21 protein-coding genes are annotated in these 23164 nt (G+C 71.8%); 10 read left to right on the top strand and 11 right to left on the bottom strand.

Translation table 11 applies throughout. The annotated features are described in order from the left end of the window. Nucleotides 1-23: 23 nt before the first annotated feature. Both ACGF5T_RS05440 and ACGF5T_RS05435 read right to left on the bottom strand, forming a co-directional pair. Nucleotides 24-872 (bottom strand): ABC transporter permease, encoded by an 849-nt coding sequence (locus ACGF5T_RS05440; protein WP_356602542.1) that lies wholly within the window; start codon nt 870-872, stop codon nt 24-26. Further along, nucleotides 869-1909, bottom strand: coding sequence for an ATP-binding cassette domain-containing protein (locus ACGF5T_RS05435; protein ID WP_361016035.1), 1041 nt, complete (start codon nt 1907-1909; stop codon nt 869-871). Before ACGF5T_RS05435 ends, ACGF5T_RS05440 begins: the two co-directional genes overlap by 4 nt. Before the next feature lie 229 nt (nt 1910-2138). On the opposite strand from ACGF5T_RS05435, the gene ACGF5T_RS05430 reads away from it, so the two are divergent. Further along, entirely contained in the window at nt 2139-3122 is a 984-nt protein-coding gene (locus tag ACGF5T_RS05430) for an NAD(P)H-quinone oxidoreductase (RefSeq protein ID WP_356602538.1), read from the top strand. Nucleotides 3123-3405: 283 nt separating this feature from the next. Here ACGF5T_RS05430 and ACGF5T_RS05425 read toward each other — a convergent pair whose 3' ends face one another. Next, nucleotides 3406-3648, bottom strand: a complete 243-nt coding sequence (locus ACGF5T_RS05425; protein WP_366766509.1) for a hypothetical protein — start codon at nt 3646-3648, stop codon at nt 3406-3408. Between the two features lie 427 nt (nt 3649-4075). On the opposite strand from ACGF5T_RS05425, the gene ACGF5T_RS05420 reads away from it, so the two are divergent. Continuing rightward, the gene (locus tag ACGF5T_RS05420; protein ID WP_366766508.1) at nt 4076-4204 is read left to right on the top strand and encodes a hypothetical protein; all 129 of its coding nucleotides are present in this window, start codon (nt 4076-4078) and stop codon (nt 4202-4204) included. Between the two features lie 253 nt (nt 4205-4457). After that, entirely contained in the window at nt 4458-5000 is a 543-nt protein-coding gene (locus ACGF5T_RS05415) for a bacterial proteasome activator family protein (protein WP_356602534.1), read from the top strand. 75 nt (nt 5001-5075) lie between these two features. Here the strand turns inward: ACGF5T_RS05415 and ACGF5T_RS05410 are convergent, their stop codons facing one another. Further along, nucleotides 5076-6734, bottom strand: a complete 1659-nt coding sequence (locus tag ACGF5T_RS05410; RefSeq protein ID WP_356602532.1) for a protein kinase — start codon at nt 6732-6734, stop codon at nt 5076-5078. Between the two features lie 344 nt (nt 6735-7078). Here ACGF5T_RS05410 and ACGF5T_RS05405 point away from each other — a divergent pair, with 344 nt between their 5' ends. Next, the gene (locus tag ACGF5T_RS05405) at nt 7079-8689 is read left to right on the top strand and encodes a protein kinase (RefSeq protein WP_356602530.1); all 1611 of its coding nucleotides are present in this window, start codon (nt 7079-7081) and stop codon (nt 8687-8689) included. Nucleotides 8690-9006: 317 nt separating this feature from the next. Here ACGF5T_RS05405 and ACGF5T_RS05400 read toward each other — a convergent pair whose 3' ends face one another. Further along, nucleotides 9007-9663 carry a response regulator transcription factor gene (locus ACGF5T_RS05400; RefSeq protein ID WP_356602528.1) on the bottom strand — a complete coding sequence of 219 codons (657 nt, stop codon included), beginning with the start codon at nt 9661-9663 and terminating at the stop codon, nt 9007-9009. A 323-nt stretch (nt 9664-9986) separates the two neighbouring features. Here ACGF5T_RS05400 and pdhA point away from each other — a divergent pair, with 323 nt between their 5' ends. Genes pdhA through ACGF5T_RS05385 form a run of 3 tightly spaced genes read left to right on the top strand, consistent with a single transcriptional unit; the run spans nt 9987 to nt 13660 of the window. Next, nucleotides 9987-11225 (top strand): pyruvate dehydrogenase (acetyl-transferring) E1 component subunit alpha, encoded by a 1239-nt coding sequence (pdhA, locus tag ACGF5T_RS05395; RefSeq protein ID WP_356602526.1) that lies wholly within the window; start codon nt 9987-9989, stop codon nt 11223-11225. 16 nt (nt 11226-11241) lie between these two features. Next, the gene (locus ACGF5T_RS05390) at nt 11242-12207 is read left to right on the top strand and encodes an alpha-ketoacid dehydrogenase subunit beta (RefSeq protein WP_356602995.1); all 966 of its coding nucleotides are present in this window, start codon (nt 11242-11244) and stop codon (nt 12205-12207) included. A 10-nt stretch (nt 12208-12217) separates the two neighbouring features. After that, entirely contained in the window at nt 12218-13660 is a 1443-nt protein-coding gene (locus ACGF5T_RS05385; RefSeq protein WP_356602524.1) for a dihydrolipoamide acetyltransferase family protein, read from the top strand. A gap of 66 nt (nt 13661-13726) precedes the next feature. Here ACGF5T_RS05385 and ACGF5T_RS05380 read toward each other — a convergent pair whose 3' ends face one another. Next, nucleotides 13727-14698 carry a D-alanyl-D-alanine carboxypeptidase gene (locus tag ACGF5T_RS05380; protein ID WP_361016043.1) on the bottom strand — a complete coding sequence of 324 codons (972 nt, stop codon included), beginning with the start codon at nt 14696-14698 and terminating at the stop codon, nt 13727-13729. Between the two features lie 218 nt (nt 14699-14916). Between ACGF5T_RS05380 and ACGF5T_RS05375 the strand changes: the two genes are divergently transcribed. Then, nucleotides 14917-15567, top strand: a complete 651-nt coding sequence (locus tag ACGF5T_RS05375) for a GntR family transcriptional regulator (RefSeq protein ID WP_366766506.1) — start codon at nt 14917-14919, stop codon at nt 15565-15567. Next, the gene (locus ACGF5T_RS05370) at nt 15564-16862 is read left to right on the top strand and encodes an MFS transporter (protein ID WP_366766505.1); all 1299 of its coding nucleotides are present in this window, start codon (nt 15564-15566) and stop codon (nt 16860-16862) included. Before ACGF5T_RS05375 ends, ACGF5T_RS05370 begins: the two co-directional genes overlap by 4 nt. A 61-nt stretch (nt 16863-16923) precedes the next feature. On the opposite strand, the gene ACGF5T_RS05365 is transcribed toward ACGF5T_RS05370, so the two are convergent. Further along, nucleotides 16924-17748, bottom strand: coding sequence for a maleylpyruvate isomerase family mycothiol-dependent enzyme (locus tag ACGF5T_RS05365; RefSeq protein WP_356602516.1), 825 nt, complete (start codon nt 17746-17748; stop codon nt 16924-16926). Between the two features lie 182 nt (nt 17749-17930). On the opposite strand from ACGF5T_RS05365, the gene ACGF5T_RS05360 reads away from it, so the two are divergent. Next, the gene (locus ACGF5T_RS05360; protein WP_356602514.1) at nt 17931-18725 is read left to right on the top strand and encodes a carbon-nitrogen family hydrolase; all 795 of its coding nucleotides are present in this window, start codon (nt 17931-17933) and stop codon (nt 18723-18725) included. A 109-nt stretch (nt 18726-18834) separates the two neighbouring features. Here ACGF5T_RS05360 and ACGF5T_RS05355 read toward each other — a convergent pair whose 3' ends face one another. The 4 genes from ACGF5T_RS05355 to ACGF5T_RS05340 form a co-directional block, all read right to left on the bottom strand. Continuing rightward, nucleotides 18835-19362, bottom strand: a complete 528-nt coding sequence (locus tag ACGF5T_RS05355; protein WP_356602512.1) for an LURP-one-related/scramblase family protein — start codon at nt 19360-19362, stop codon at nt 18835-18837. A 173-nt stretch (nt 19363-19535) separates the two neighbouring features. Beyond that, complete coding sequence (locus tag ACGF5T_RS05350; RefSeq protein WP_356602510.1) at nt 19536-19781, bottom strand: DUF6458 family protein; 246 nt, start codon at nt 19779-19781, stop codon at nt 19536-19538. A 125-nt stretch (nt 19782-19906) separates the two neighbouring features. Continuing rightward, nucleotides 19907-21205, bottom strand: coding sequence for a M18 family aminopeptidase (locus ACGF5T_RS05345; RefSeq protein WP_361016046.1), 1299 nt, complete (start codon nt 21203-21205; stop codon nt 19907-19909). A 97-nt stretch (nt 21206-21302) separates the two neighbouring features. Then, complete coding sequence (locus ACGF5T_RS05340; RefSeq protein WP_361016048.1) at nt 21303-23129, bottom strand: acyl-CoA dehydrogenase; 1827 nt, start codon at nt 23127-23129, stop codon at nt 21303-21305. Nucleotides 23130-23164 lie beyond the last annotated feature (35 nt).

Here is a 23164-nt window from a genome sequence, read left to right as displayed (position 1 = left end):
GCAGCGGGCGCGTACGCGAGGGACTACTTGCGGTTGTAGAGCCGCATCGTGACGGGACCGAAGACCAGCAGGAGCACACCCGCCCAGCCCAGCGTCCAGGCGATCTCGGCGCCGGGCCACTCACCGGCCATCAGGCCCCGCACCGCGGACGCCAGGTGGGTGATCGGGCTGTTGTTGACGAACGCCTGCAGCCAGCCCGGCATGGTCTTCGGGTCGACGAAGACGTTGGACAGGAAGGTGAGCGGGAAGATCACCATCATGCTGACGCTCATCACCGACTTCTCGGAGCGCATCATGAGCCCGAACATCGTCCAGATCCACGAGAAGGCGAACGAGAACACCAGCAGCAGCGCGATCCCGGCGACCACCCCCAGGAACCCGCCGTCCGGCCGGTAGCCGAGCAGCAGGCCCATGGCGAGCATGACGACCGACGCGATGGTGTAGCGCAGCATGTCACCGAGCAGATAGCCGACCATCGCCGAGGGCCGCCAGATGGGCAGCGAGCGGAAGCGGTCGAAGACGCCCTTCTCGATGTCGATGTTCACCGAGACCCCGGTGTACATCGTGATCATCACGACCGACATCACGAGGATGCCCGGCAGCACGAACTGGATGTACTCGCTGGGCGAACCCGCCAGCGCACCGCCGAAGAGGTACGTGAACATCAGCAGGTTCATGATCGGGAACGCGGTGACGTCGAAGAGCTGCTCCGGCACGTGCTTGATCTTGAGCATCGCGCGCCAGCCGAACGTCACGGACGTGGAGAGCGCGCTGGGCCGTGGCGGCCGCTCCTTGGCGACCAGCAGGGCCGCCAGCGACTCGGTGCTGACCGTGGAGAGTTCCTTGGTCTCGGTGCTCGTGGCCGTGCTCATGCCGCCACCTCGTCCTTCGTGTCAGGGCCGGTGCCGGTGGTGTCGTCGGTGCCGTTGCCGGTGTTCTGGCCGGTGTCGCGCCCGGTCAGCGCCAGGAAGACCTCGTCGAGGCTGGGCTGTCCCAGGGAGAAGTTGTCCACGGTGATGCCCTGCCGGACCAGCTCGCCGAGCGCCTTGGCGGCCAGGTCGGCGGCGGCGTCGCTCGCCGCCGTCGCCAGGCGGGCGGTCAGCGCCACCGGATCCGGCTCCAGCTGGATCTCGGCGGTCAGGAGGTCGCGCAGCAGCCGCTCGGCCTCGGGCCGCTGTTCCGCGTTCCGCAGCCGCAGGTGGACGGAGCCGGCGCCGACGGACGCCTTCAGCTCGCCCTTGGTGCCCTCGGCGATCACCCGGCCCTTGTCGATGACGGCGATCCGGGACGCCAGCTGGTCGGCCTCGTCGAGATACTGCGTGGTCAGCAGCACGGTCGTGCCCTGGGCGACGACCGCGCGCACGATGTCCCACACCTGGTTGCGGCTGCGCGGGTCGAGGCCGGTCGTCGGCTCGTCGAGAAAGAGCAGATCCGGGGTGTTGAGGATGGAGGCGGCGATGTCGATACGCCGCCGCATGCCACCGGAGTAGTGCTTGACCTGCTTCGCCGCGGCGTCCGTCAGTCCGAACGCCGCCAGCAGCTGCTCGCTCCGCTCCAGCGACGCCTTCTTGCCGTGACCGAGGAGCCGGCCCAGCAGGGTCAGGTTCTCGGTGCCGGTGAGGTCCTCGTCCACGGAGGCGTACTGCCCGGTGAGGCTCACCCGGCTGCGTACCTCGTCGGCCTCGCGGACGACGTCGCGGCCGAAGACGTGGGCCTGGCCGCTGTCCGGCCGCAGCAGGGTGGCGAGCATCTTCACCGTGGTGGTCTTGCCCGCGCCGTTCGGTCCGAGTACGCCGTAGACCGTGCCGGCGGGCACCGCCAGGTCCACCCCGTCCACGGCGCGGGTCTCACCGAACGTCTTCACCAGCCCCGCGGTCTCGATCGCTAGTCCGGACGTCTGCGTGCTCATGCTGGGGGGTCCTTCCGCCTTCTCGGTCGGGCGGTCGCGGCGGTGTGCTCCTGGCCACGTGCCCTTGGCAGTACTTTCTTGGGTTGTCCATGGGGAGACCTTTACCATCGCGCAAACTCATCGGTCGCGCACAGGATTTCCCCACGGACGGTCCGAAAGTCCGAGGACCTTGCGCCTGTGGACCGAGGTGAACGCCTCCGCCCGGGGGCACAGGAGTAGCGTCGCCCCCATGCATGCGATCACGATTTCCGAACCCGGAGGCCCCGAGGCGCTGGTGTGGGCCGAGGCCCCCGACCCGGTGCCCGGCGTGGGCGAGGTCCTGGTCGAGGTGACGGCCAGCGCCGTCAACCGCGCCGACATCATGCAGCGCCAGGGCTTCTACGATCCCCCGCCCGGCGCCTCCCCCCACCCCGGCCTGGAGTGCTCCGGGCGGGTCGCGGCCGTCGGGACCGGGGTGTCCGACTGGTCCGTCGGCGACGAGGTGTGCGCGCTGCTCGCGGGCGGCGGCTACGCCGAGAAGGTCGCCGTCCCGGCCGGCCAGCTCCTGCCGGTCCCCAAGGGCATCGACCTCAAGCGGGCCGCGGCCCTGCCCGAGGTGGTCTGCACCGTCTGGTCGAACGTCTTCATGGTCTCCCACCTCCGCCCCGGCGAGACGCTGCTCGTGCACGGCGGCTCCAGCGGCATCGGCACCATGGCCATCCAGCTCGCCAAGGCCGTCGGCGCCAGGGTCGCCGTGACGGCGGGCACCGCGGAGAAGCTGGAGCGCTGCGCCGAACTGGGCGCCGACATCCTGATCAACTACCGGGAGCAGGACTTCGTCGCCGAGGTGAAGGAGGCCACGGGCGGCGCGGGCGCCGACGTCATCCTCGACAACATGGGCGCCAAGTACCTGGACCGCAACGTGCGGGCCCTCGCCGTCAACGGCCGGCTCGCGATCATCGGCATGCAGGGCGGCCGGAAGGGCGAGCTGGACATCGGCACCCTCCTCGCCAAGCGCGCCGCCGTCAGCGCGACCTCGCTGCGCGCCCGGCCGCTGGAGGAGAAGACGGCGATCGTGGCGGCCGTGCGCGAGCATGTCTGGCCGCTGCTGGACGGGGGGCACGTCAGCCCGGTCGTCGACCGCGAACTCCCGATGAGCGAGGCCGCCGCCGCCCACCGGATCGTGGAGGAGAGCGGACACATCGGGAAGGTGCTGCTGGTCACCTCGTCGTAGCGGCGGGCTCGCTCCCCGCCCTGGCCGGGCCGGCGCGGTCCCCGGTCCGAGAGGGCGGGGGTCACGCTCCGGTGAGGCGAGGGGACGTGGGTCACGCGACGGTGGGGCGGGGCCCGCGCGCCGGGAGGCTCCTGCCCGAGGGGGGCGGGTCCACGCGCCCGTGCAAAGGGGCCCACGTCCCGACGGTGGCGGGCCGCGCCGAGGGACGCGGGCCCGGTGCCCCCGCGCCGGGTGGCGTCACCGTCGCGGCCGGTTCCGGGGGCGGCGTCGGCGGTGACGCCGTCTATCCGCGGCGCAGGCGCAGCCCGACGAGCCCCAGGGCCAGGCCGAGGCCGACGAGGACCAGGCCGCTGCCCAGAGGCAGGACCCGCAGCGCGGGCTCGGTGGCCTGGTCGGTGCCGGTCCGGCCCCGGGACGGAGAGGCGGACGGCACCGCGGTGGCCTTCCCGGGCGGCAGGGCGCCGGCCGGATCCCCGGAGGCGTCCAGGCCGTCGCCGTCCACGGTGTGGTCGGACACCTCGTCCACCCGTCCGTGCTCGGGCTCCCGGTCGGCGGGCCGCCCGGGACGCCGGCGCCCCTCGCCCGGCCGGCTCCCGGCGCGGGAGGGGTCCGGGCCGGCCGTCGGGGTACCGGACGCCGAGGAGGAGGGGGAGGGCGACCCGGAGCCGCGCGCCGCACTCCCCGCCGGGCCGGACGGCGGCCGACCGGACGAGCCGGGCTCCTCCGCGGAGGGGGAGCCGGGACGCGCCCCCGGGGCGTCCCGGCCGTCGTCGTCCCCGGAGCCGCCCCGTCCGTCGTGGTCCCCGGGTCGCCCGGGGCCGTCATGGTTGCTGGGATGCTCGTGCCCCCCCTGCCCGCCGGAACCGTCCCCCCCGGACCCCGCCCCCGAAGCGGGAGCGGACACGGAGGGAGAAGGGCCCACGGCGGCCCTGTCCGCCGGTTCGGGCCTCTCTGTGACCGCGCTGGTCACCACCCCCGTCGTCTTCACCACCCCGGCAGTCCCCACCGCCGCAAGACCCGACCCGTACGCCACCCCCGTGCCGTACGCCACCTCCGACCCGTACGTCACCTCCGACCCGTAGGTCACCCCTGTGCCGAACGGCGACAGCAGCGCGCCCACCCCCACAACCCCCACCAGCCCCGTCGTTCGCAGGGTGCGCAGCCATGGAGTCACGTCCGTGACCCCCTCCCGGTGAGAACCAGTGGCGGAAATCGACGGAACAAGCCTCACACCCCGCCGTCATACTGGCATATCGGGTGCCGCCGATCGTGTCGGGCCGCGCTTCCCCGGGGGCACCGCCCGTCCGAGGCGGACGCGTGCGCGACAATGGCGCCATGGAGATGCCGAGGAACGACAGGTCGCCGGAGAACCCCCAGATCCTGGTCGTCGGCCAGGACGGTATGGCGCTCAGCAGCGGCGGCGGGGACGACGAACCCCGCGAGATCCCGGTGACCGAGCAGGTGGAGCAGCCTGCGAAGGTCATGCGGATCGGCAGCATGATCAAGCAGTTGCTGGAAGAGGTACGCGTCGCGCCCCTGGACGAGGCGAGCCGGGCCCGGCTCAAGGAGATCCACGCCAGCTCGGTGAAGGAGCTGGAGGACGGTCTGGCGCCGGAGCTGGTCGAGGAGCTGGAGCGGCTCTCCCTGCCCTTCACGGAGGACACGACCCCCACCGACGCCGAACTGCGGATCGCCCAGGCGCAGCTGGTCGGCTGGCTGGAGGGCCTGTTCCACGGCATCCAGACCACCCTGTTCGCCCAGCAGATGGCCGCGCGCGCCCAGCTCGAGCAGATGCGCCGCGCACTGCCGCCGGGCGTCGGCCAGGACGGCGAGGAGCCGCCCCACCCGGGCGGCCGCTCCGGCGGTCCCTACCTGTAGGAAGCCCACCCACCGATGTGACGAAGGGCCCGGCGGCACCTGCCGCCGGGCCCTTCGTCCTGTCGCTGAGGGGGATCAGGCCGACGGCGGGTTGCCCGTCGAGACCTTGAGCTGGATCTTCGGCATGTCGTCCTCGTCGACGTCCGTGCCGGGCGTCGGGAACTGGTCCCGGATCGAGCCCTCACCGTAGGTGTTCTCGTCGACCTCGACGACCTCCATCGTCCAGCCGGCGGCCTGGAAGCACTCCTTGACCGAACCGATGTACTTGAAGGTGAAGTCGGGCACCTGGATCTTCTCGGGGTCGTTGTACGACTCCTGGGGCTCGGTGCACTCGTCCTTCTCGATCGTCTTCGTCTTGTCCGGCCCGCGGTAGCCCGCCGCCTGCGTGTCCGACGCGGAGGCGCTGGCGGTGGTGTCACCGCCCTTGGGGTCGTCCCCGCCGCCGCCGTTCATCGTCAGCGCGCCGATCAGACCGCCGACCACCAGGACGGCGACCGCGATCGAGCCGATGACCACCATCTTGTTGCTCTTGCCGCCGCCCGGGGAGCCGGAGGCCGGGGCGGAGGGCGTGAGGTTGTACGGCGGCGGCGTGGACGCGCCCTGGTGCTGCTGCGGCGCGTACGGCGAGGCGGCCGGCGTCTGGTAGCCGCTCTGCTGGGGGTAGCCGTACGCGGGCGCGTGCGCGGCGGGCGCCGGGGTGCCGTACGGGCCCGGGGCCGGCGTCGGCTGGTACGGCGTCTGGACGGGACCCGTGGGTACCGGTCCGCTCTGGTCGACCGGCGGGAACACCGCGGAGCCGACGCCCGCGCCGCTCGACGCGGGCGAGCCCGGCACGATGCTCGGCGGGGCCGCCTGGAAGGAGGCCGCGACGCGCAGGCACTCGTCCCGCATGGCCACGGCGCTGGGGAAGCGCTCGTTGGGGTTCTTCTTCAGTGCGCGGGACACCAGCGCGTCCACGGCCGGCGGCAGGGCGCGGTTGACCGACGAAGGAGCGACCGGCTCCTCCTGCACGTGCGCGTAGGCGATGGCCAGCGGCGAGTCGGCGTCGAACGGCAGGCGGCCGGTGACCAGTTGGAAGAGCATGATGCCGACCGAGTACAGGTCGGAGCGGGCGTCCACGCCGCGGCCGAGGGCCTGTTCCGGCGAGAGGTACTGCGGGGTGCCGACGACCATGCCGGTCTGCGTCATCGAGGTGACGCCGGACTGCATGGCGCGGGCGATGCCGAAGTCCATCACCTTGACCACGCCGCGCTTGGTCATCATCACGTTGCCCGGCTTGATGTCGCGGTGGACCAGGCCCATCTCGTGGCTGATCTCCAGCGCCGCCAGCACGTCGGCGGTGATCTTCAGCGCCTTGTCGGCGGGCATCGCGCCCTGCTGCCGGACGTCCTCGTCGAGCACCGAGCCGAGCGGGCGGCCCTCGACGTACTCCATGACGATGTACGGCGTCGTCAGACCGCCCAGGTCGTCCTCGCCGGTGTCGAAGACGGAGACGATGTTGGTGTGCGTGAGCTTGGCCACTGCCTGGGCCTCGCGGCGGAAGCGCTCCCGGAAGGCCTGCTCCCGGCCCAGCTCGGTGTGGAGTGTCTTGATCGCGACCTGACGGTCCAGGACCGAGTCGTACGCCAGGTGCACCGAGGCCATGCCGCCCTCGCCGAGCAAGTCGCGCAGCTGGTAGCGGCCGCCGGCTAGCGCCCGCCCCGCGTACCGGCCCTGTCCGGCGTCCTGGCTCATTGTCTGCGTCCCCCATAGGCGTCGGCGCCGTCGGCCGCGGCACGCACGCTCGTGATCGAAAGTGCTATTCCCGGCCAAGTCTGCCCCAGGGCACTGACACGTCAAGCGCGGTGCCCGTTCCGTGACCGTACGCGAAAGAAGCGTCGCGGAAGCGTTACAGCCGGCGTACTGCCGGTACACGGAATTTGCACGACAGTACGGAACCAGGGTTTCATGACCGGTCCGTCTCGATGCCGGTCCCGGCGCCCATCTCGGACCGGAGGCCACCGCGGAGGCTGTAGCGTGGCCGACGGAGACCGTAACAACACCGCGCGCACCGCGGGCAGAAACGACGGCGAGGACTGATGGCACAGCAGCAGCGCGCCCAGGGCCCGTCCGAACCCGAGGCGAATGGCGGCGGTATGGCTGACGCGCCGGAGACCTGGGGCAACGGCGGCCTGGTCGGCGACGGCCGGTACCGGCTGACCCGCAGGCTCGGGCGGGGCGGCATGGCCGAGGTGTTCGCCGCCGAGGACGTCCGCCTCGGACGCACCGTGGCCGTCAAACTGCTGCGCGCCGACCTCGCCGAGGACCCGGTCTCCAAGGCGCGCTTCACGCGTGAGGCCCAGTCGGTGGCCGGACTCAACCACCACGCCATCGTGGCCGTGTACGACTCCGGCGAGGACTTCGTCGGCGGTCAGTCCGTGCCGTACATCGTGATGGAGATCGTCGAGGGGCGCACCATCCGCGACCTCCTCCTCAACGCCGAGGCGCCCGGCCCCGAGCAGGCCCTGATCATCGTCTCCGGTGTCCTGGAGGCGCTCGCCTACTCGCACCAGCACGGCATCGTCCACCGCGACATCAAGCCGGCCAACGTGATCATCACGCACAACGGCGCGGTGAAGGTGATGGACTTCGGCATCGCCCGCGCCCTGCACGGCGCGTCCACGACGATGACGCAGACCGGCATGGTCATGGGCACCCCGCAGTACCTCTCCCCGGAGCAGGCCCTCGGCAAGGCCGTCGACCACCGCTCCGACCTGTACGCGACGGGCTGCCTGCTCTACGAACTCCTCGCGCTGCGTCCGCCGTTCACCGGCGAGACCCCGCTCTCGGTGGTCTACCAGCACGTCCAGGACATCCCGACGCCCCCGTCCGAGGTCTCCGACGCCACTCCGCCGGAGCTGGACGGCCTGGTGATGCGCTCGCTGGCCAAGGAGCCCGACGACCGCTTCCAGACCGCCGAGGAGATGCGCGGCCTGGTCCAGTACGGGCTGCAGATGCTGTACGAGCAGGGCGGCCACACCGGCACCTGGAACACCGGCCCGGTCACCGCGCACGACGGCCGGCACATCGCGGCGGCCGGTCTCGCGGGCACCTCGGTGCTGCCGCACCCCGACCACGGCGCCTCCGGCACCCAGCAGATCCCCCAGCCGATCCTGCCGAACGGCTACGGCGGGGGCGACGACGGCGGCTTCGAGGGACGCGGCAACAAGGGCAGCGGCCGCGGCAAGCTGTGGATACTGGCCGTCCTCGCGGTGATCGCCATCGCCGCGGGCGTCGCGCTGGCCCTCAACAACGACGACGGCGGCAAGGGCGGCGGCGAGACGGACAAGAGCCCCTCGGCGACCACCTCGCAGAGCACCGGCAAGGAGTCGGCCTCCTCGTCACCCAGCGACGAGGAGACGCAGGAGACCACCGACCCGGGCACCGAGCAGGGCAACGGCGGGGGCGGCACGGGCGACGGGGGCTACACGCCCTCGTACACGCCGTCGTACACGCCGTCGCAGAGCGTCACGCAGGACCCGACCGGTGACCCCACGGGCGACCCGACGACGGACCCGACGACGCCGACGGACGACCCGACCACCGACCCGACCGGCGACCCGACGGGCGACCCCACCGGGGACCCGACCGGCGGCACCGACGGCGGAGCGACCGGCGAGCCGGGCGGCGGTGACCCGGCGGGCGAGTGACGAAGAGCTGACGCGGTACCCACCCCACGCGCGCGTGCGGCCCGGAGACGGGCTCCACGCGCGCGTGGCGTTTCGCGGGACGTCGCCCGGGTGCGGCGGCTCCGGCCCGGACCGTGCCCGCTCGGCGGCGTCCGGTGCGGCCGAGCGGGCCGACGGTGAGCTGTGCGTCGGCGAGCTGTGCGTCGGGGGGCATGGCCCCACTGTGCGGGAGCGACGGGGGGACGGGGACAGGGGGCGCCCGCCCCGGCACGGGGGGACGCAGGTCCCGGACCTCCCGGGCGGGGGTGCCGGCGGCGTGGTGCGGCGGTCCGCGCGCCTCAGCGGTTCTCGGCCTGCAGCCGGGCCACGAAGGCGGCCGCCTGGGAACGCCGCTGCATCCCGAGTTTGGCCAGCAGGCTGGACACGTAGTTCTTGACCGTCTTCTCGGCCAGGTGCAGCCGCTCGCCGATCGCGCGGTTGGTCAGTCCCTCCCCGATCAGCTCCAGGATGCGCCGCTCCTGTTCGGTGAGGCGGGCGAGCCGGTCGTCGGCCCGCGTGCCGCCGTCGCGGAGCCGCTCCAGCACGCGCGCCGTGGCCGCGGGGTCGAGCAGGGACTTGCCCGCGGCCACCTCCCGTACGGCGGCCAGCAGCTCGGCGCCCCGGATGTCCTTCAGGACGTAGCCGGAGGCACCCGCCATGATCGCGTCGAAGAGGGCCTCGTCGTCGGCGAACGAGGTCAGCATGAGGCACCGGACGGACTCGTCCCGGGAGCGGATCTCGCGGCACACCTCCACGCCGCTGCCGTCGGGCAGCCGGACGTCCAGGACGGCCACGTCCGGACGGGTGGCCGGGACCCGGGCCAGCGCGTCGGCCGCCGTACCGGCCTCGCCGACCACCTCGATGTCGGCCTCGCCCGCGAGCAGGTCGTGCACCCCCCGGCGCACGACCTCGTGGTCGTCGAGGAGGAATACCCGGATTTTTCCGTCTTCGCGCACGCGGTCAGTGTCACACACCGACTCTTCCCGTGCCCGGGGTGGCCGGGATAACGTGCCGTTGTTCCGGCCCCCTGCGAGGCTGTGACCAGGAGAACTCCCGCACTTCGCCGATTTACTTGGAAATCCGAGTAAAAACGCAGGTCAGGAGGGGTTTCACAGAAATGTGGAGCACTGGGTAACGTGCAGTTCGCAGGGCGCTCGCCGGGGCACCTGTCACGCCTGTTCCCGACCGGGCCGCACCCACCCTCGTGCGTCCGCCGGGCCGCAGGTGAGCCGCACTGGCTTCCGGCGAACCCGGGGGCCGGACCGACGGAGGAGCACACGTGACCGAGAGCACTGCCGCGCGCAAGCCGCGACGCAGCGCCGGAAGCAAGGCGACCGGTACCACCGGCACCAAGGCCGGCGCAGCAGCCGCGAAGGCCGGCACCACCGGCGCCAAGCGCACCACCCGCACCGCTGCCACCAAGGGCCCCGCGACGGAGCTGGTGCAGCTGCTGACGCCCGAGGGCGAACGGGTCGAGACGGCCGCCTACGCGGAGTACGCCCAGTACGTCGCCGACATCACCCCGGACGAGCTGCGCGGTCTGTACCGCGACATGGTGCTCACCCGGCGCTTCGACGCCGAGGCCACCGCCCTGCAGCGTCAGGGCGAGCTGGGTCTGTGGGCCTCGCTGCTCGGGCAGGAGGCCGCCCAGATCGGCTCCGGCCGGGCCACCCGGGAGGACGACTACGTCTTCCCGACCTACCGCGAGCACGGCGTCGCCTGGTGCCGCGGTGTGGACCCGACCAACCTCCTCGGGATGTTCCGCGGCGTGAACAACGGCGGCTGGGACCCCAACAGCAACAACTTCCACCTCTACACCATCGTCATCGGCTCACAGGCGCTGCACGCCACGGGCTACGCGATGGGCATCACCAAGGACGGCGCGGACTCCGCCGTGATCGCCTACTTCGGCGACGGCGCCTCCAGCCAGGGCGACGTGAGCGAGGCGTTCAACTTCGCCGCCGTCTACAACGCACCCGTGGTGTTCTTCTGCCAGAACAACCAGTGGGCCATCTCCGAGTCCAACGAGAAGCAGACCCGGGTGCCGCTCTACCAGCGCGCCCAGGGCTTCGGTTTCCCCGGCGTCCGCGTCGACGGCAACGACGCGCTGGCCGTCCTCGCGGTCACCCGCTGGGCCCTGGAGCGGGCGCGGCGCGGCGAGGGCCCGGCGCTGATCGAGGCGTACACGTACCGCATGGGCGCCCACACCACCTCCGACGACCCCTCCCGCTACCGGCACGACGACGAGCGGGCCGCCTGGGAGGCGAAGGACCCGATCCTGCGCCTGCGCCGCTTCCTGGAGGCCGCACACCACACGGACGAGGGATTCTTCGGGGAACTGGAGGCGGAGAGCGAGGCGTTGGGCAAGCGAGTGCGCGAAGTGGTCCGTGCCATGCCGGACCCGGACCGGTTCGCCATCTTCGAGAACGTGTACGCGGACGGGCACGCGCTCGTCGACGAGGAGCGAGCCCAGTTCGCCGCCTACCAGGCGTCGTTCGCAGAGGCCGAGGGGGTCTGACATGGCGACGGAAAAGATGGCGCTGGCCAAGGCGATCAACGAGTCGCTGCGCCGCGCGCTGGAGTCGGACCCCAAGGTCCTGATCATGGGCGAGGACGTCGGCAAGCTCGGCGGCGTCTTCCGGGTCACCGACGGCCTCCAGAAGGACTTCGGCGAGGACCGGGTCATCGACACCCCGCTGGCCGAGTCCGGCATCGTCGGCACCGCCATCGGCCTGGCCCTGCGCGGGTACCGCCCGGTGGTGGAGATCCAGTTCGACGGCTTCGTCTTCCCGGCCTACGACCAGATCGTCACCCAGCTGGCGAAGATGCACGCCCGCTCGCTGGGCAAGGTCAAGATGCCGGTCGTCATCCGCATCCCCTACGGCGGCGGCATCGGCGCGGTCGAGCACCACTCGGAGTCCCCCGAGGCGCTGTTCGCGCACGTGGCGGGCCTCAAGGTGGTCTCCCCGTCGAATGCGGCGGACGCGTACTGGATGATGCAGCAGGCCATCCAGAGCGACGACCCGGTGATCTACTTCGAGCCCAAGCGGCGCTACTGGGACAAGGCCGAGGTCGACCCCGAGGCCATCCCCGGCCCGCTGCACGCCGCGCGCGTGGTGCGCGAGGGCACCGACCTCACGCTGGCCGCGTACGGCCCGATGGTGAAGCTCTGCCAGGAGGCCGCGGACGCCGCGGCCGAGGAGGGGCGTTCGCTGGAGGTGGTGGACCTGCGGTCCATCTCGCCGGTCGACTTCGACGCGATCCAGGCGTCGGTGGAGAAGACCCGCCGCCTGGTCGTGGTGCACGAGGCGCCGGTGTTCCTGGGCTCTGGCGCGGAGATCGCGGCCCGGATCACGGAGCGCTGCTTCTACCACCTGGAGGCCCCGGTGCTGAGGGTCGGCGGGTACCACGCGCCGTACCCGCCGGCGCGCATCGAGGAGGACTACCTGCCCGACCTGGACCGGGTGCTGGATGCCGTCGACCGCTCGCTGGCGTACTGAGGAGAGGGTCGTGACGACGATGACTGCAGGGTCCGTACGCGAGTTCAAGATGCCCGACGTGGGCGAGGGGCTCACCGAGGCGGAGATCCTCAAGTGGTACGTCCAGCCCGGTGACACGGTCACCGACGGCCAGGTGGTGTGCGAGGTCGAGACGGCGAAGGCCGCCGTCGAGCTGCCCATCCCCTACGACGGCGTGGTCCGCGCGCTGCACTTCCCCGAGGGCACCACGGTGGACGTGGGCACCTCGATCATCGCGGTGGCCGTCGGCGACGCGGCGGACGCCGGGGAGCCGGCGCAGGCCCCCGTCGAGGACACCGCGGCCGCGCCGGCCCCGGCCGCCGCCCCGGCCGATGCGCCGGCCGAGGAGAAGAAGCCGGAGGGCCGCCAGCCCGTCCTGGTCGGGTACGGGGTGTCCACCTCCGCGACCCGCCGCCGCCCCCGCAAGGGCGCCCAGGCCCCGGCGGCGTCACCGGCGTCCGCCGCGATCCAGACGGAGATGAACGGGCACGGGCCGGCCGCCCCGGTCACCCGGGACCGTCCGCTCGCCAAGCCCCCGGTGCGCAAGCTCGCCAAGGACCTCGGCGTCGACCTGGCCACGGTCACCCCGACCGGCCCGGACGGCGTCATCACCCGCGAGGACGTGCACGCGGCGGTGGCACCGGCCCCCGCACCCGAGGCGGCCCCGGTGGCCCCCGCCGCCACCGCCCCCGCGGCTCCCGCACCGGCCCCGGCGGCGGCGTCGTACGACACGGCGCGCGAGACCCGCGTCCCGGTCAAGGGCGTCCGCAAGGCGACGGCGGCGGCGATGGTCGGTTCGGCCTTCACCGCGCCGCACGTGACCGAGTTCGTGACGGTCGACGTGACGCGCACGATGAAGCTGGTCGAGGAGCTGAAGCAGGACAAGGAGTTCGCGGGCCTGCGGGTGAACCCGCTCCTGCTGATCGCCAAGGCACTGCTGGTCGCGATCAAGCGCAATCCGGACGTCAACGCGTCCTGGGACGAGGCGGCGCAGGAGATCGTGGTCAAGCACTACGTGAACCTGGGCATCGCCGCCGCGACCCCGCGCGGCCTGATCGTGCCGAACATCAAGGACGCCCACGCCAAGACGCTGCCGCAGCTGGCGGGCGCCCTGGGCGAGCTGGTGTCGACGGCGAGGGAGGGCAAGACCTCCCCGGCCGCCATGCAGGGCGGCACGGTGACCATCACCAACGTCGGCGTCTTCGGCGTCGACACCGGCACGCCGATCCTCAACCCCGGCGAGTCCGCGATCCTCGCGGTCGGCGCGATCAAGCTCCAGCCGTGGGTGCACAAGGGCAAGGTGAAGCCGCGTCAGGTGACGACCCTGGCGCTGAGCTTCGACCACCGCCTGGTCGACGGCGAGCTGGGCTCCAAGGTCCTCGCCGACGTGGCGGCGGTCCTGGAGCAGCCCAAGCGCCTGCTCACCTGGGCGTAGACACGACCGCGAACGGGCCCGCCGCGACAGCGGCGGGCCCGTTTCCGGTGCGAGGGGTGGCGGGGGTCAGCCCAGCTTGGCGAAGCCGTAGTTCATGAGCTTCGTGGCGTCCGTGGCGCGCTGCGCGGACGACGAGGAGGTCAGCACCGTGCCGATCACGGTCTTGCCCTTCCGGGTGGCGGCGAAGACCAGGCAGTACTTGGCCTCCGGGCCGGACCCGGTCTTCACACCGATCGCGCCGCTGTAACTGCCCAGCAGCGTGTTGGTGTTGGTCCAGGGCGCCATCGTGCGGGTGCCGCCCGACTTGGTGACCGTCTTCGCCGTGTACTTCTTGGTCTTCACGATCGTGCGGAAGGTGGAGCTCTTCATCGCGCTGCTCGCGAGTTTCGTCAGGTCGCGCGGCGTGGAGTAGTTCTTGCCGTTGCCGATGCCGTCGAACGAGTCGAAGTGGGTGTTCTTCAGGCCGAGGCTCTTGGCGGTGGAGTTCATCTTGCCGATGAACGACTTCACCCGGGCGGCCCGGGTGCTGCCGGTGCCGAACTTGTCGGCCAGCGCGTACGCGGCGTCGCAGCCGGACGGCAGCATCAGCCCGTACAGCAGCTGGCGGACGGTCACCTTGTCGCCGACGATCAGGCGGGCCGAGGAGGCGTTCTTCGACACGATGTAGTCGCTGTACGCCATCTGGACCGTGACCTTGGCGTCCAGGTTCAGCTTGGGCTGCGAGAGCACGACCTTGGCGGTCATGATCTTCGTCGTGGAGCCGGTGGAGCGCTTGGTGTCCGCGGCCTTGGTGTAGAGCGACGCCCCGTTCGCGTTGTTCATCGCGTAGCCGCCCTTGGCCACGATCGAGGGCACGGCGGGTGCGGCCTTGGCGTTGGCCGTGAGGTGCCGCGCGACGAGGCCCTTGCCGACCGCCCGGTAGTCCCCGGGGTGCGTGGGGGCCGCCTGTGCGGGCGCGACGGACAGGACTCCGGCCGCGAGCACGGCACCGCCGGTCACGGCGACGGCGGTGGCTCTGCGGAGGCGGGCGCGCTTCATGTCGTTTATCAAGTCAATTACCCCGATTGTCTGAAATCCCCTGAGACGCGCCCGAGTTGTGGTCGTTCCGGCTTCGGTCGCGTCTGTGCGACTCGTGAATAGCACGGATGGTTGCACGGCGGCAGGGAGAGAGGGCCGGGTGCCCCCGCACGGGTGGTCGCGCGTCCGCATCGTGGACCCTCCCCCTCTTGTGTCCCTGTTGTATCTATCCTGTCGGCATGACCACGGCAGTGAAGCGGCCCCCCGCGGCGGACCGCGTCTACACCCATGTCAAGCAAGGTGTCCTGGAGCGCCGCTACGAGGGCGGGACCCTGCTCACCGAGGGAGAGCTCGCCGAAGCGGTGGGCGTCTCCCGCACGCCGGTGCGCGAGGCGCTGCTCCGGCTGGAGGTCGAGGGGCTGCTGCGGCTCTACCCGAAGAAGGGCGCCATGGTGCTGCCGGTCTCCGCGCAGGAGATCGCGGACGTGGTGGAGACCCGGCTGCTGGTCGAGGAGCACGCGGCGAGGAAGGCGGTGCCCGCGCCGCCCGGTCTCGTGGAGCGGCTGGAGGGCCTGCTCGCCCGGCAGCGGGAGGAGGCCGCCGCCGGTGACTTCACCGCCGCCGCCGTCTCGGACCGCTGCTTCCACGCGGAGATCGTCCGCAGCGGCGGCAACGAGATCCTCAACCGCCTCTACGACCAGCTCCGGGACCGTCAGCTGCGCATGGGCGTCGCCGTGATGCACTCCCATCCCGACCGGATCGCCAAGACCCTCTCCGAGCACGAGGAGATCCTGGAGGCGCTGCGCTCCGGGGACGCGGAGGCGGCCGTCGGCGTGGTCCACCGGCACGTGGGCTGGTTCTCGCACCTGGCCCGGGGTGAGGTCCGATGAGCGGCTCGTCGGCGCTGCCGGGCGATCCTCCGGGCGGCCGGCACGCGATCGCCGTGTGGGGCGTCGGCGTCTCCGTCTACTTCGTCGCCGTCATCTTCCGCACCTCCCTGGGCGTGGCCGGCCTCGACGCCGCCGACCGCTTCCACGTCAACGCCTCGGCCCTGTCCACCTTCTCCATCCTCCAGCTGCTGGTCTACGCCGGGATGCAGATACCCGTCGGCCTGCTCGTCGACCGGCTCGGCACGAAGAAGGTGCTGGGCATCGGCGTGGTGCTGTTCACGGTGGGGCAGCTCGGCTTCGCCTTCTCGCCGTCGTACGGCATGGCGCTCGCCTCCCGGGCGCTGCTCGGCTGCGGGGACGCGATGACGTTCATCAGTGTGCTGCGGCTGGGCACGCGCTGGTTCCCGGTCCGGCGCGGGCCGATGGTCGCCCAGCTCGCCGGGCTGGTCGGCATGGCGGGCAACCTGGTCTCCACCCTCGTCCTCGCCCGGCTGCTGCACGGCATCGGGTGGACGGCGGCGTTCGCGGGCAGCGCGCTGGCGGGCGTGGTCGTGTTCGTCCTGCTGCTGCTCTTCCTCAAGGACCACCCGGAGGGGCACGAGCCGCAGCCGCTGCCGCACCAGGGCGCCGCGTACGTGCGGCGGCAGATCGCCACCTCCTGGCGGGAGCCGGGCACGCGGCTCGGCCTGTGGGTGCACTTCACCACCCAGTTCCCGGCGATGGTGTTCCTGCTGCTGTGGGGGATGCCGTTCCTGGTCGAGGCGCAGGGGCTGTCCCGGGGCACGGCGGGCGAGCTGCTCACCCTCGTGGTGCTGTCCAACATGGCGGTCGGCCTGGTCTACGGCCAGATCATCGCCCGGCACCACGCGGCGCGGCTGCCGCTGGCGCTCGGCACGGTGGGCGCGACGGCCCTCCTGTGGGCGGCGACGCTCGCCTACCCGGCCGACCGGGCGCCGATGTGGCTGCTCGTCGTGTTGTGCGCGGTCCTCGGGGCGTGCGGCCCGGCGTCGATGATCGGCTTCGACTTCGCGCGACCGGCCAACCCGCCGGAGCGGCAGGGGACGGCGTCCGGGATCACGAACATGGGCGGCTTCGTGGCGTCGATGACCACGTTGTTCGCGATCGGCGTGCTGCTGGACGCCACCGGGGACGACTACCGGGTCGCGTTCTCCTCGGTCTTCGTGCTCCAGGCGCTCGGTGTCACGCAGATCATGCGGCTGCGGAGGCGGGCGGCGCGCAGGGAGCGGGAGCGCCTGGTCGCGAGCCGGGTGGAGACGGTGCACGTGCCGGTGTAGGCACCTGACGGCGGGCGGCGGGCCGGGGGCCGCTGCCCCCGGGCCGGGCGTCCGCTCCGTGCTACTGCGTCACCACGAAGTTCCGCAGGATGGCCGCCGCCAGGTCCGGGTCGCCCTCCGTCTTGATGCGGTCCGCCGCCCCCTCCGGGGTCACGCGACCGCACGCCAGACGGACGTAGGTCTCCCAGTCGAGGGTGAGGGTGGCGGCGGGCCCCAGGGCCGGGGCCGTCTCCAGGCTGCCGCGGCCCTGGATGTCGACGCGGATCGTACGCAGGAACTCCACCGGGCCGTGCACGTCGAAGACGACGGCGGAACTGCGGGGCGCGTCCGCGCGCTCGGCGACGACGGCCGGCAGCTCGGCGAGCAGCACGTCACGGGCGACGTGCGCGCCGGGGGAGTCGAGGTTGCCGGGACGGCCGAGGGCCGTGCGCAGGTCCTGTTCGTGCGCCCACACGTCGAAGGCGTGCCGGCGCATCGCCTCCTCCAGGGTCAGCTCGGTGCCGAGCGGTCCGCGCACCTTCGTGCCGGGGTCCCGCGACTCGTTCCGCAGCTGGCGGTTGCGCCGGATGACCATGTACTCCAGCTCGGACGTCATCTCCGGCGCCGTGTGGTGGCGGCGGACGTCGACCTGCATCTCCATGTAGCGCTGGTGGTCGTTGGTGACGTGGAAGAGGTCGCGCGGGAGCGTGTGGATGGGCCGCGGGTCGCCCAGCATCTCCGAGTCCAGGCCGAGGACGTGCGAGACGATGTCGCGCACCGACCACCCCGGGCAGGGGGTGCGGCGGTTCCACTCTGCCTCCACGAGGGGCTGGACCAGCTCGGATATTGCCTCGATGGAGTGAGTCCAGGCGTCGGCGTAGGGCTGGAGGGTGGGATGCAGACTCACGGAACGGGACCCCTCGGCGGTCGGTACACGGGCGGTTTGCGGCGGCGGTGCCAGTGGGAGGTGGCTGCGGTCGGCGGGCGTCTTGGATCGCTAAGTTACGCTGCTGTGCGGCACCCCGGCAGTGCTTTCGTGTGACGATCGTAGGCCCGAGTGGACGGCTCGAATGCCAGGACGGTGGTAGTGTGCGCGCCTCTTTGATCCAAATCGCCGTGAACGAGGACGAATCGGTGGAAGCGCGCCGTCGGCGGACGGCGGCGCTGGTGCGGGAGCAGGCGGGCGCCGATCTCGTGGTCCTGCCGGAGCTGTGGACCACGGGTGCCTTCGCCTTCGAGGCGTTCGACGCGGAGGCCGAGCCGCTCCAGGGGCCGACGTACGAGGCGATGGCGAAGGCGGCGAGTGACGCGGGCGTGTGGCTGCACGCGGGCTCCGTGCCCGAGCGCGGCCCTGACGGGCACCTCTACAACACCTCTCTCGTCCTCTCCCCCTCCGGCGACCTGGCCGCCGCCTACCGCAAGATCCACCGGTTCGGCTTCGACAAGGGCGAGGCCGTGCTGATGGGAGCGGGCGACGAGCTGGTGACGGTCCGTCTGCCGGAGACGACCCTCGGTGTGGCGACCTGCTACGACCTCCGTTTCCCCGAGCTGTTCCGCGGTCTCGTCGACGCCGGGGCGGAGACCCTGGTGGTCCCGGCGGGCTGGCCGGAGCGCCGCCGGTCCCACTGGACGCTCCTGGCGCAGGCACGGGCGGTGGAGAACCAGGCGTTCGTCCTCGCCTGCGGAACGGCCGGGACGCATGCCGGAGTTCCGCAGGCCGGTCACTCGATCGTGGTCGACCCCTGGGGCGAGGTGCTGGCGCGGGCCGGAGCGGACGAGGAGGTCCTCACGGTGGAGTTCGACCCGGCGAAGGTGGCACGGACCCGGGAGCAGTTCCCGGCCCTGAAGGACCGGATGCTGGGGCTGCCGGCGCCGCGCCGGTGACGGGACCGGCGCACGCGTCCACGGGTCCGTCGCATCCGTCGCACCCGTGACGGTCGGCCGCGCCGCCCGTCGGTCGTCGGCCCCCGTCCGCCGTCCGCCGTCCGCCCAGTCAGCCGTCCGCCCCGTCCGTCCGGTCCGCCCCGTCGTCCTTCTCGCGTTCCTTCTCCGCGAGGTGGATGACGCACACCGTCAGCGCGATCAGCAGGGCCGGGTCCGCGTCGTCCCGTACGACGTCCACGCCGTAGGTGTCGCGCAGGGTCAGCCACCGCCGGGAGACGACGGCCAGCAGTTCGCCGTCGTACTCGATGGCGAACTCCCGGTCGAGGATCCTGCCGCTGACGTCCAGCTCGGTGCCGTCGGCGAGGGAGACCCGGTAGTGGTTGCGCAGCAGGGACAGCCGCTTGCGCTTGATCCGGGCCAGCGGCTCGTCGCCCCGTTCGATCACCATCGTGTCGCGCAGGGCGAACATCTTCTGGTGGATGTCGACGAGCACCCGCCCCTGGGTGTCCTTCAGCTCCCAGGTGTCCCGCAGACGCATCGCCTTGCCGTCGACGAGGTACACCTTGTTGCCGTTGTCGTCCTCGATCCAGTAGTCGTCACCGAAGCCGAGGAGCCGGTCGTACACGAGGAATCTCATGCCGTGATCGCTTCCCCGCGGGGCGTCGCCGAACGCCGCCGGTAGGCCGACAGGCCGAGTGCCGCGGGCGGGGCGGGGGCCCCGAGGGGCTCCACCGGTCCGACCACCCGCCTCCGCCCGTCACCCGCTCGGCCGGTCGGCCGGGACGACCCGGTACGCCCGGTACGCCCGTGTCAGGCGCCGTAGCCGTTGTTGTAGCCGTCGCGCATGTGGGGCCTTTCCTCGACGACCGGGGTCGTGGGCGGCATCATGACGCGGCGGCGTCGGGCGATGCTGCTGAACGTCGCGACACCGATCAGGCCGACGATCATGAAGATCACACCGACCAGGTCGAGGTTGACGCCCTGCATGTCCCAGTCGGTCGCGAACGTGAGGATGGCTCCCACGGCGATGAGGATGATGCACCCGCCGAGGCCCATGAGTATTGCCTCCCTGTAGATCCGGTCGGCTCCGGGTTTCCGGTCGATCCGGTTCCGTTCGGGTACCCCGGCTGTCAACCCCCATGCCGCGGCGTGTCGTTCCACGCCGCGGCCGGGTGGCGGGACTACGGCCGCAGGAAGGCCACCAGCGCGTTCGCCAGCAGGTACGGGTCGTCGGCGCCGCACAACTCCCGGGCGCTGTGCATCGAGAGGATGGCCGCGCCGATGTCGACGGTGCTGATGCCGTGCCGGGCCGCGGTGATCGGGCCGATGGTCGTGCCGCACGGCATGGAGTTGTTGGAGACGAAGGTCTGGAAGGGGACGTCCGCCTTCTCGCAGGCCGCGGCGAACACCGCGCGGCCCGAACCGTCGGTGGCGTAGCGGTTGTTGACGTTCACCTTGAGGATGGGGCCGCCGTTGACGCGCGGGTGGTGCGTCGGGTCGTGCCGCTCGGCGTAGTTGGGGTGGACGGCGTGGCCGGTGTCGGAGGAGAGGCAGACCGTGCCGGCGAAGGCGCGGGCCCGGTCCTCGTACGAGCCGCCGCGCGCGAACACCGAGCGCTCCAGCACGCTGCCGAGCAGCGGGCCGTCCGCCCCCGTGTCCGACTGGGAGCCGGTCTCCTCGTGGTCGAAGGCGGCGAGGACGGGGATGTACGGCAGGTCGGTGCCGGCGGACGCGACCGAGGCCAGGGCCGCCACTCCGGCGTGCACGGAGAGGAGGTTGTCCATGCGGGGGCCGGCCACCAGGTCCCGGTCGCGCCCCAGGTACGCCGGGGGCTCCACGGAGTGGGTCATCAGGTCCCAGCCGGTGACCTGCCCGCGGTCCAGTCCCGCCTCCTCCTCCAGGAAGGCGATCAGGTCGCCGTCGCGGACGCTGTCGCCGAGGCCCCAGACGGGTTGGAGGTGGCGCTGCTTGTCGAGCTTGAGGCCCTCCGCCGTCACGTTGCGGTCCATGTGGATGGCGAGCTGCGGGACGCGCAGCAGCGGGCGGTCCACGTTCACCAGGCGCGTGGAGCCGTCGCGCAGGGTCAGCCGGCCGGCCAGCCCCAGGTCCCGGTCCAGCCAGGAGTTCATCAGCGGGCCGCCGTAGATCTCCACGGCGACCTGGCGCCAGCCGTGCGTGCCGGCGTCGGGGCGCGGCTTCACCCGCAGGTTGGGGGAGTCGGTGTGCGCGCCGACGATGCGGAACGGGGTGTGCGGCGCGGCGCCCTCGGGGACGTACCAGGCCACGATCGCGCCGCCGCGCAGCACGTACCTGCCGCCGGTGGTCCCGTCCCAGGCGTCCGTCTCGGCGACCTGGCGGAAGCCTGCCTTCTCCAGCCGCTCGGCGGCGTTCGCGACGGCGTGGTACGGCGTCGGACTGGCCGCCAGGAAGGTCATCAGGTCGTCGGTGTGGCCGCGGTGGAAGCGGGACGGTGCGCTCATGGGTTCACCTTAACGACGTACGAGGGCCCGCTCCCGGGTTGGCGGGAGCGGGCCCTCGTGAGGGTGTGTGGGAATGGTGGAGGGGCCTGGCGGGGGGCTAGAAGGCCGCCTCGTCCAGCTCCATCAGGTCCAGTTCGACACCCTGGGCGACCTTGCGGGCCAGCGTCAGGCCGGGCAGGACGTTGGCCGCGAAGAACTTCGCCGCCGCGATCTTGCCGGTGTAGAAGGCCTTGTCCTTCGCGCTCGCCGTCGGCAGCTTCTCGGCGGCGATGGCGGCGCCCTTGAGGAGCAGGTAGCCGACGATCACGTCGCCGGAGGCGAGCAGCAGGCGGGTGGTGTTGAGGCCCACCTTGTAGATGTTCTTGACGTCCTGCTCGGTGGCGGCCAGGTCGGTGAGCATGACGCCGACGATGGCCTCCAGCTCGACGGCGGCCTTGGCCAGGTGCTCGCGGGCACCGGCCAGCTCCTCGCCGCCGGTGGCGAGGGCCAGGAACTTCTTGATGTCCTCGGCGAGCGAGTTCAGCGCGGCGCCCTGGTTGCGGACGATCTTCCGGAAGAAGTAGTCCTGGCCCTGGATCGCCGTGGTGCCCTCGTACAGGGTGTCGATCTTGGCGTCGCGGATGTACTGCTCGATCGGGTACTCCTGCAGGAAGCCGGAGCCGCCGAAGGTCTGGAGCGACTGGGCGAGCTGCTCGTAGGCCTTCTCCGAGCCGTAGCCCTTGACGATCGGCAGGAGCAGGTCGTTGAGGGCGTGCTCGGTGGTCGCGTCCTCGCCGTTCGCCTCCTTGACCTGGATCTCGTCCTGGATGGAGGCGGTGTACATGACGAGCGCGCGCATGCCCTCGGCGTACGCCTTCTGCGTCATCAGCGAGCGGCGGACGTCCGGGTGGTGCGTGATGGTGACCTTGGGGGCCGACTTGTCCATGAAGTTGGCCAGGTCGGGGCCCTGGACGCGCTCCTTGGCGTACTCCAGGGCGTTGAGGTAGCCCGTGGAGAGGGTGGAGATCGCCTTCGTGCCGACCATCATGCGGGCGAACTCGATGATGCGGAACATCTGGCGGATGCCGTCGTGCTTGTCGCCGATCAGCCAGCCCTTGGCGGGGTGGCGGTCGCCGAAGGTCATCTCGCAGGTGTTGGAGGCCTTCAGGCCCATCTTGTGCTCGACGTTGGTGGCGTAGACGCCGTTGCGCTCGCCCAGCTCGCCGGTCTCGAAGTCGAACTCGTACTTCGGGACGAGGAAGAGGGACAGGCCCTTGGTGCCGGGGCCGGCGCCCTCGGGGCGGGCGAGGACGTAGTGGAGGATGTTCTCCGACATGTCGTGCTCGCCGGACGTGATGAAGCGCTTGACGCCCTCGATGTGCCAGGAGCCGTCCTCCTGCTGCACGGCCTTGGTGCGGCCGGCGCCCACGTCCGAGCCCGCGTCGGGCTCGGTGAGGACCATCGTGGAGCCCCACTGCTTCTCGACGGCGAGCGAGGCGATGTGCTTCTGGACCTCGTTGCCCTCCTCGAAGAGGATGCCCGCGAACGCCGGGCCGGAGGAGTACATCCACACGGCCGGGTTGGCGCCGAGGATCAGCTCCGCGTAGGCCCAGATCAGGGAGCGCGGCGACGTGGTGCCGCCGATCTCCTCGGGCAGGCCCAGGCGCCAGTACTCGGAGTCCATGAAGGCCTGGTAGCTCTTCTTGAAGGACGCCGGGACCGGCGCGGTGTTGGTCTCCGGGTCGAAGACCGGCGGGTTGCGGTCCGCGTCGGCGAAGGACTCGGCCAGCTCGTTCTCGGAGAGGCGGGTCAGCTCCTCCAGAACGCTCTTGGCGGTGTCCGTGTCCATCTCCGCGAACGGGCCGGTGCCGTAGACCTTGTCGCGGCCGAGCACCTCGAAGAGGTTGAACTCGATGTCCCGGAGATTCGGCTTGTAGTGCCCCATGGCGACGGCTCCGTTGAGAGAGGGGCGAGGCACTG

It is taken from the genome of Streptomyces sp. NPDC047853, assembly GCF_043204535.1.
Taxonomy (GTDB): Bacteria; Actinomycetota; Actinomycetes; order Streptomycetales; family Streptomycetaceae; genus Streptomyces.
Note: the sequence above shows the minus strand (reverse complement) of the source record. Positions and strands in the feature narration are given on the sequence as shown.

Excerpts from the sequence above, each read along its gene's own strand:
- ACGF5T_RS05440 (WP_356602542.1), bottom strand. The coding sequence starts at position 872 with ATGAGCACGGCCACGAGCACCGAGACCAAGGAACTCTCCACGGTCAGC.
- ACGF5T_RS05435 (WP_361016035.1), bottom strand. The coding sequence starts at position 1,909 with ATGAGCACGCAGACGTCCGGACTAGCGATCGAGACCGCGGGGCTGGTG.
- ACGF5T_RS05430 (WP_356602538.1), top strand. The coding sequence starts at position 2,139 with ATGCATGCGATCACGATTTCCGAACCCGGAGGCCCCGAGGCGCTGGTG.
- ACGF5T_RS05415 (WP_356602534.1), top strand. The coding sequence starts at position 4,458 with ATGGAGATGCCGAGGAACGACAGGTCGCCGGAGAACCCCCAGATCCTG.
- ACGF5T_RS05410 (WP_356602532.1), bottom strand. The coding sequence starts at position 6,734 with ATGAGCCAGGACGCCGGACAGGGCCGGTACGCGGGGCGGGCGCTAGCC.
- ACGF5T_RS05405 (WP_356602530.1), top strand. The coding sequence starts at position 7,079 with ATGGCACAGCAGCAGCGCGCCCAGGGCCCGTCCGAACCCGAGGCGAAT.
- ACGF5T_RS05390 (WP_356602995.1), top strand. The coding sequence starts at position 11,242 with ATGGCGCTGGCCAAGGCGATCAACGAGTCGCTGCGCCGCGCGCTGGAG.
- ACGF5T_RS05380 (WP_361016043.1), bottom strand. The coding sequence starts at position 14,698 with ATGAAGCGCGCCCGCCTCCGCAGAGCCACCGCCGTCGCCGTGACCGGC.
- ACGF5T_RS05375 (WP_366766506.1), top strand. The coding sequence starts at position 14,917 with ATGACCACGGCAGTGAAGCGGCCCCCCGCGGCGGACCGCGTCTACACC.
- ACGF5T_RS05370 (WP_366766505.1), top strand. The coding sequence starts at position 15,564 with ATGAGCGGCTCGTCGGCGCTGCCGGGCGATCCTCCGGGCGGCCGGCAC.
- ACGF5T_RS05355 (WP_356602512.1), bottom strand. The coding sequence starts at position 19,362 with ATGAGATTCCTCGTGTACGACCGGCTCCTCGGCTTCGGTGACGACTAC.
- ACGF5T_RS05350 (WP_356602510.1), bottom strand. The coding sequence starts at position 19,781 with ATGGGCCTCGGCGGGTGCATCATCCTCATCGCCGTGGGAGCCATCCTC.
- ACGF5T_RS05345 (WP_361016046.1), bottom strand. The coding sequence starts at position 21,205 with ATGAGCGCACCGTCCCGCTTCCACCGCGGCCACACCGACGACCTGATG.
- ACGF5T_RS05340 (WP_361016048.1), bottom strand. The coding sequence starts at position 23,129 with ATGGGGCACTACAAGCCGAATCTCCGGGACATCGAGTTCAACCTCTTC.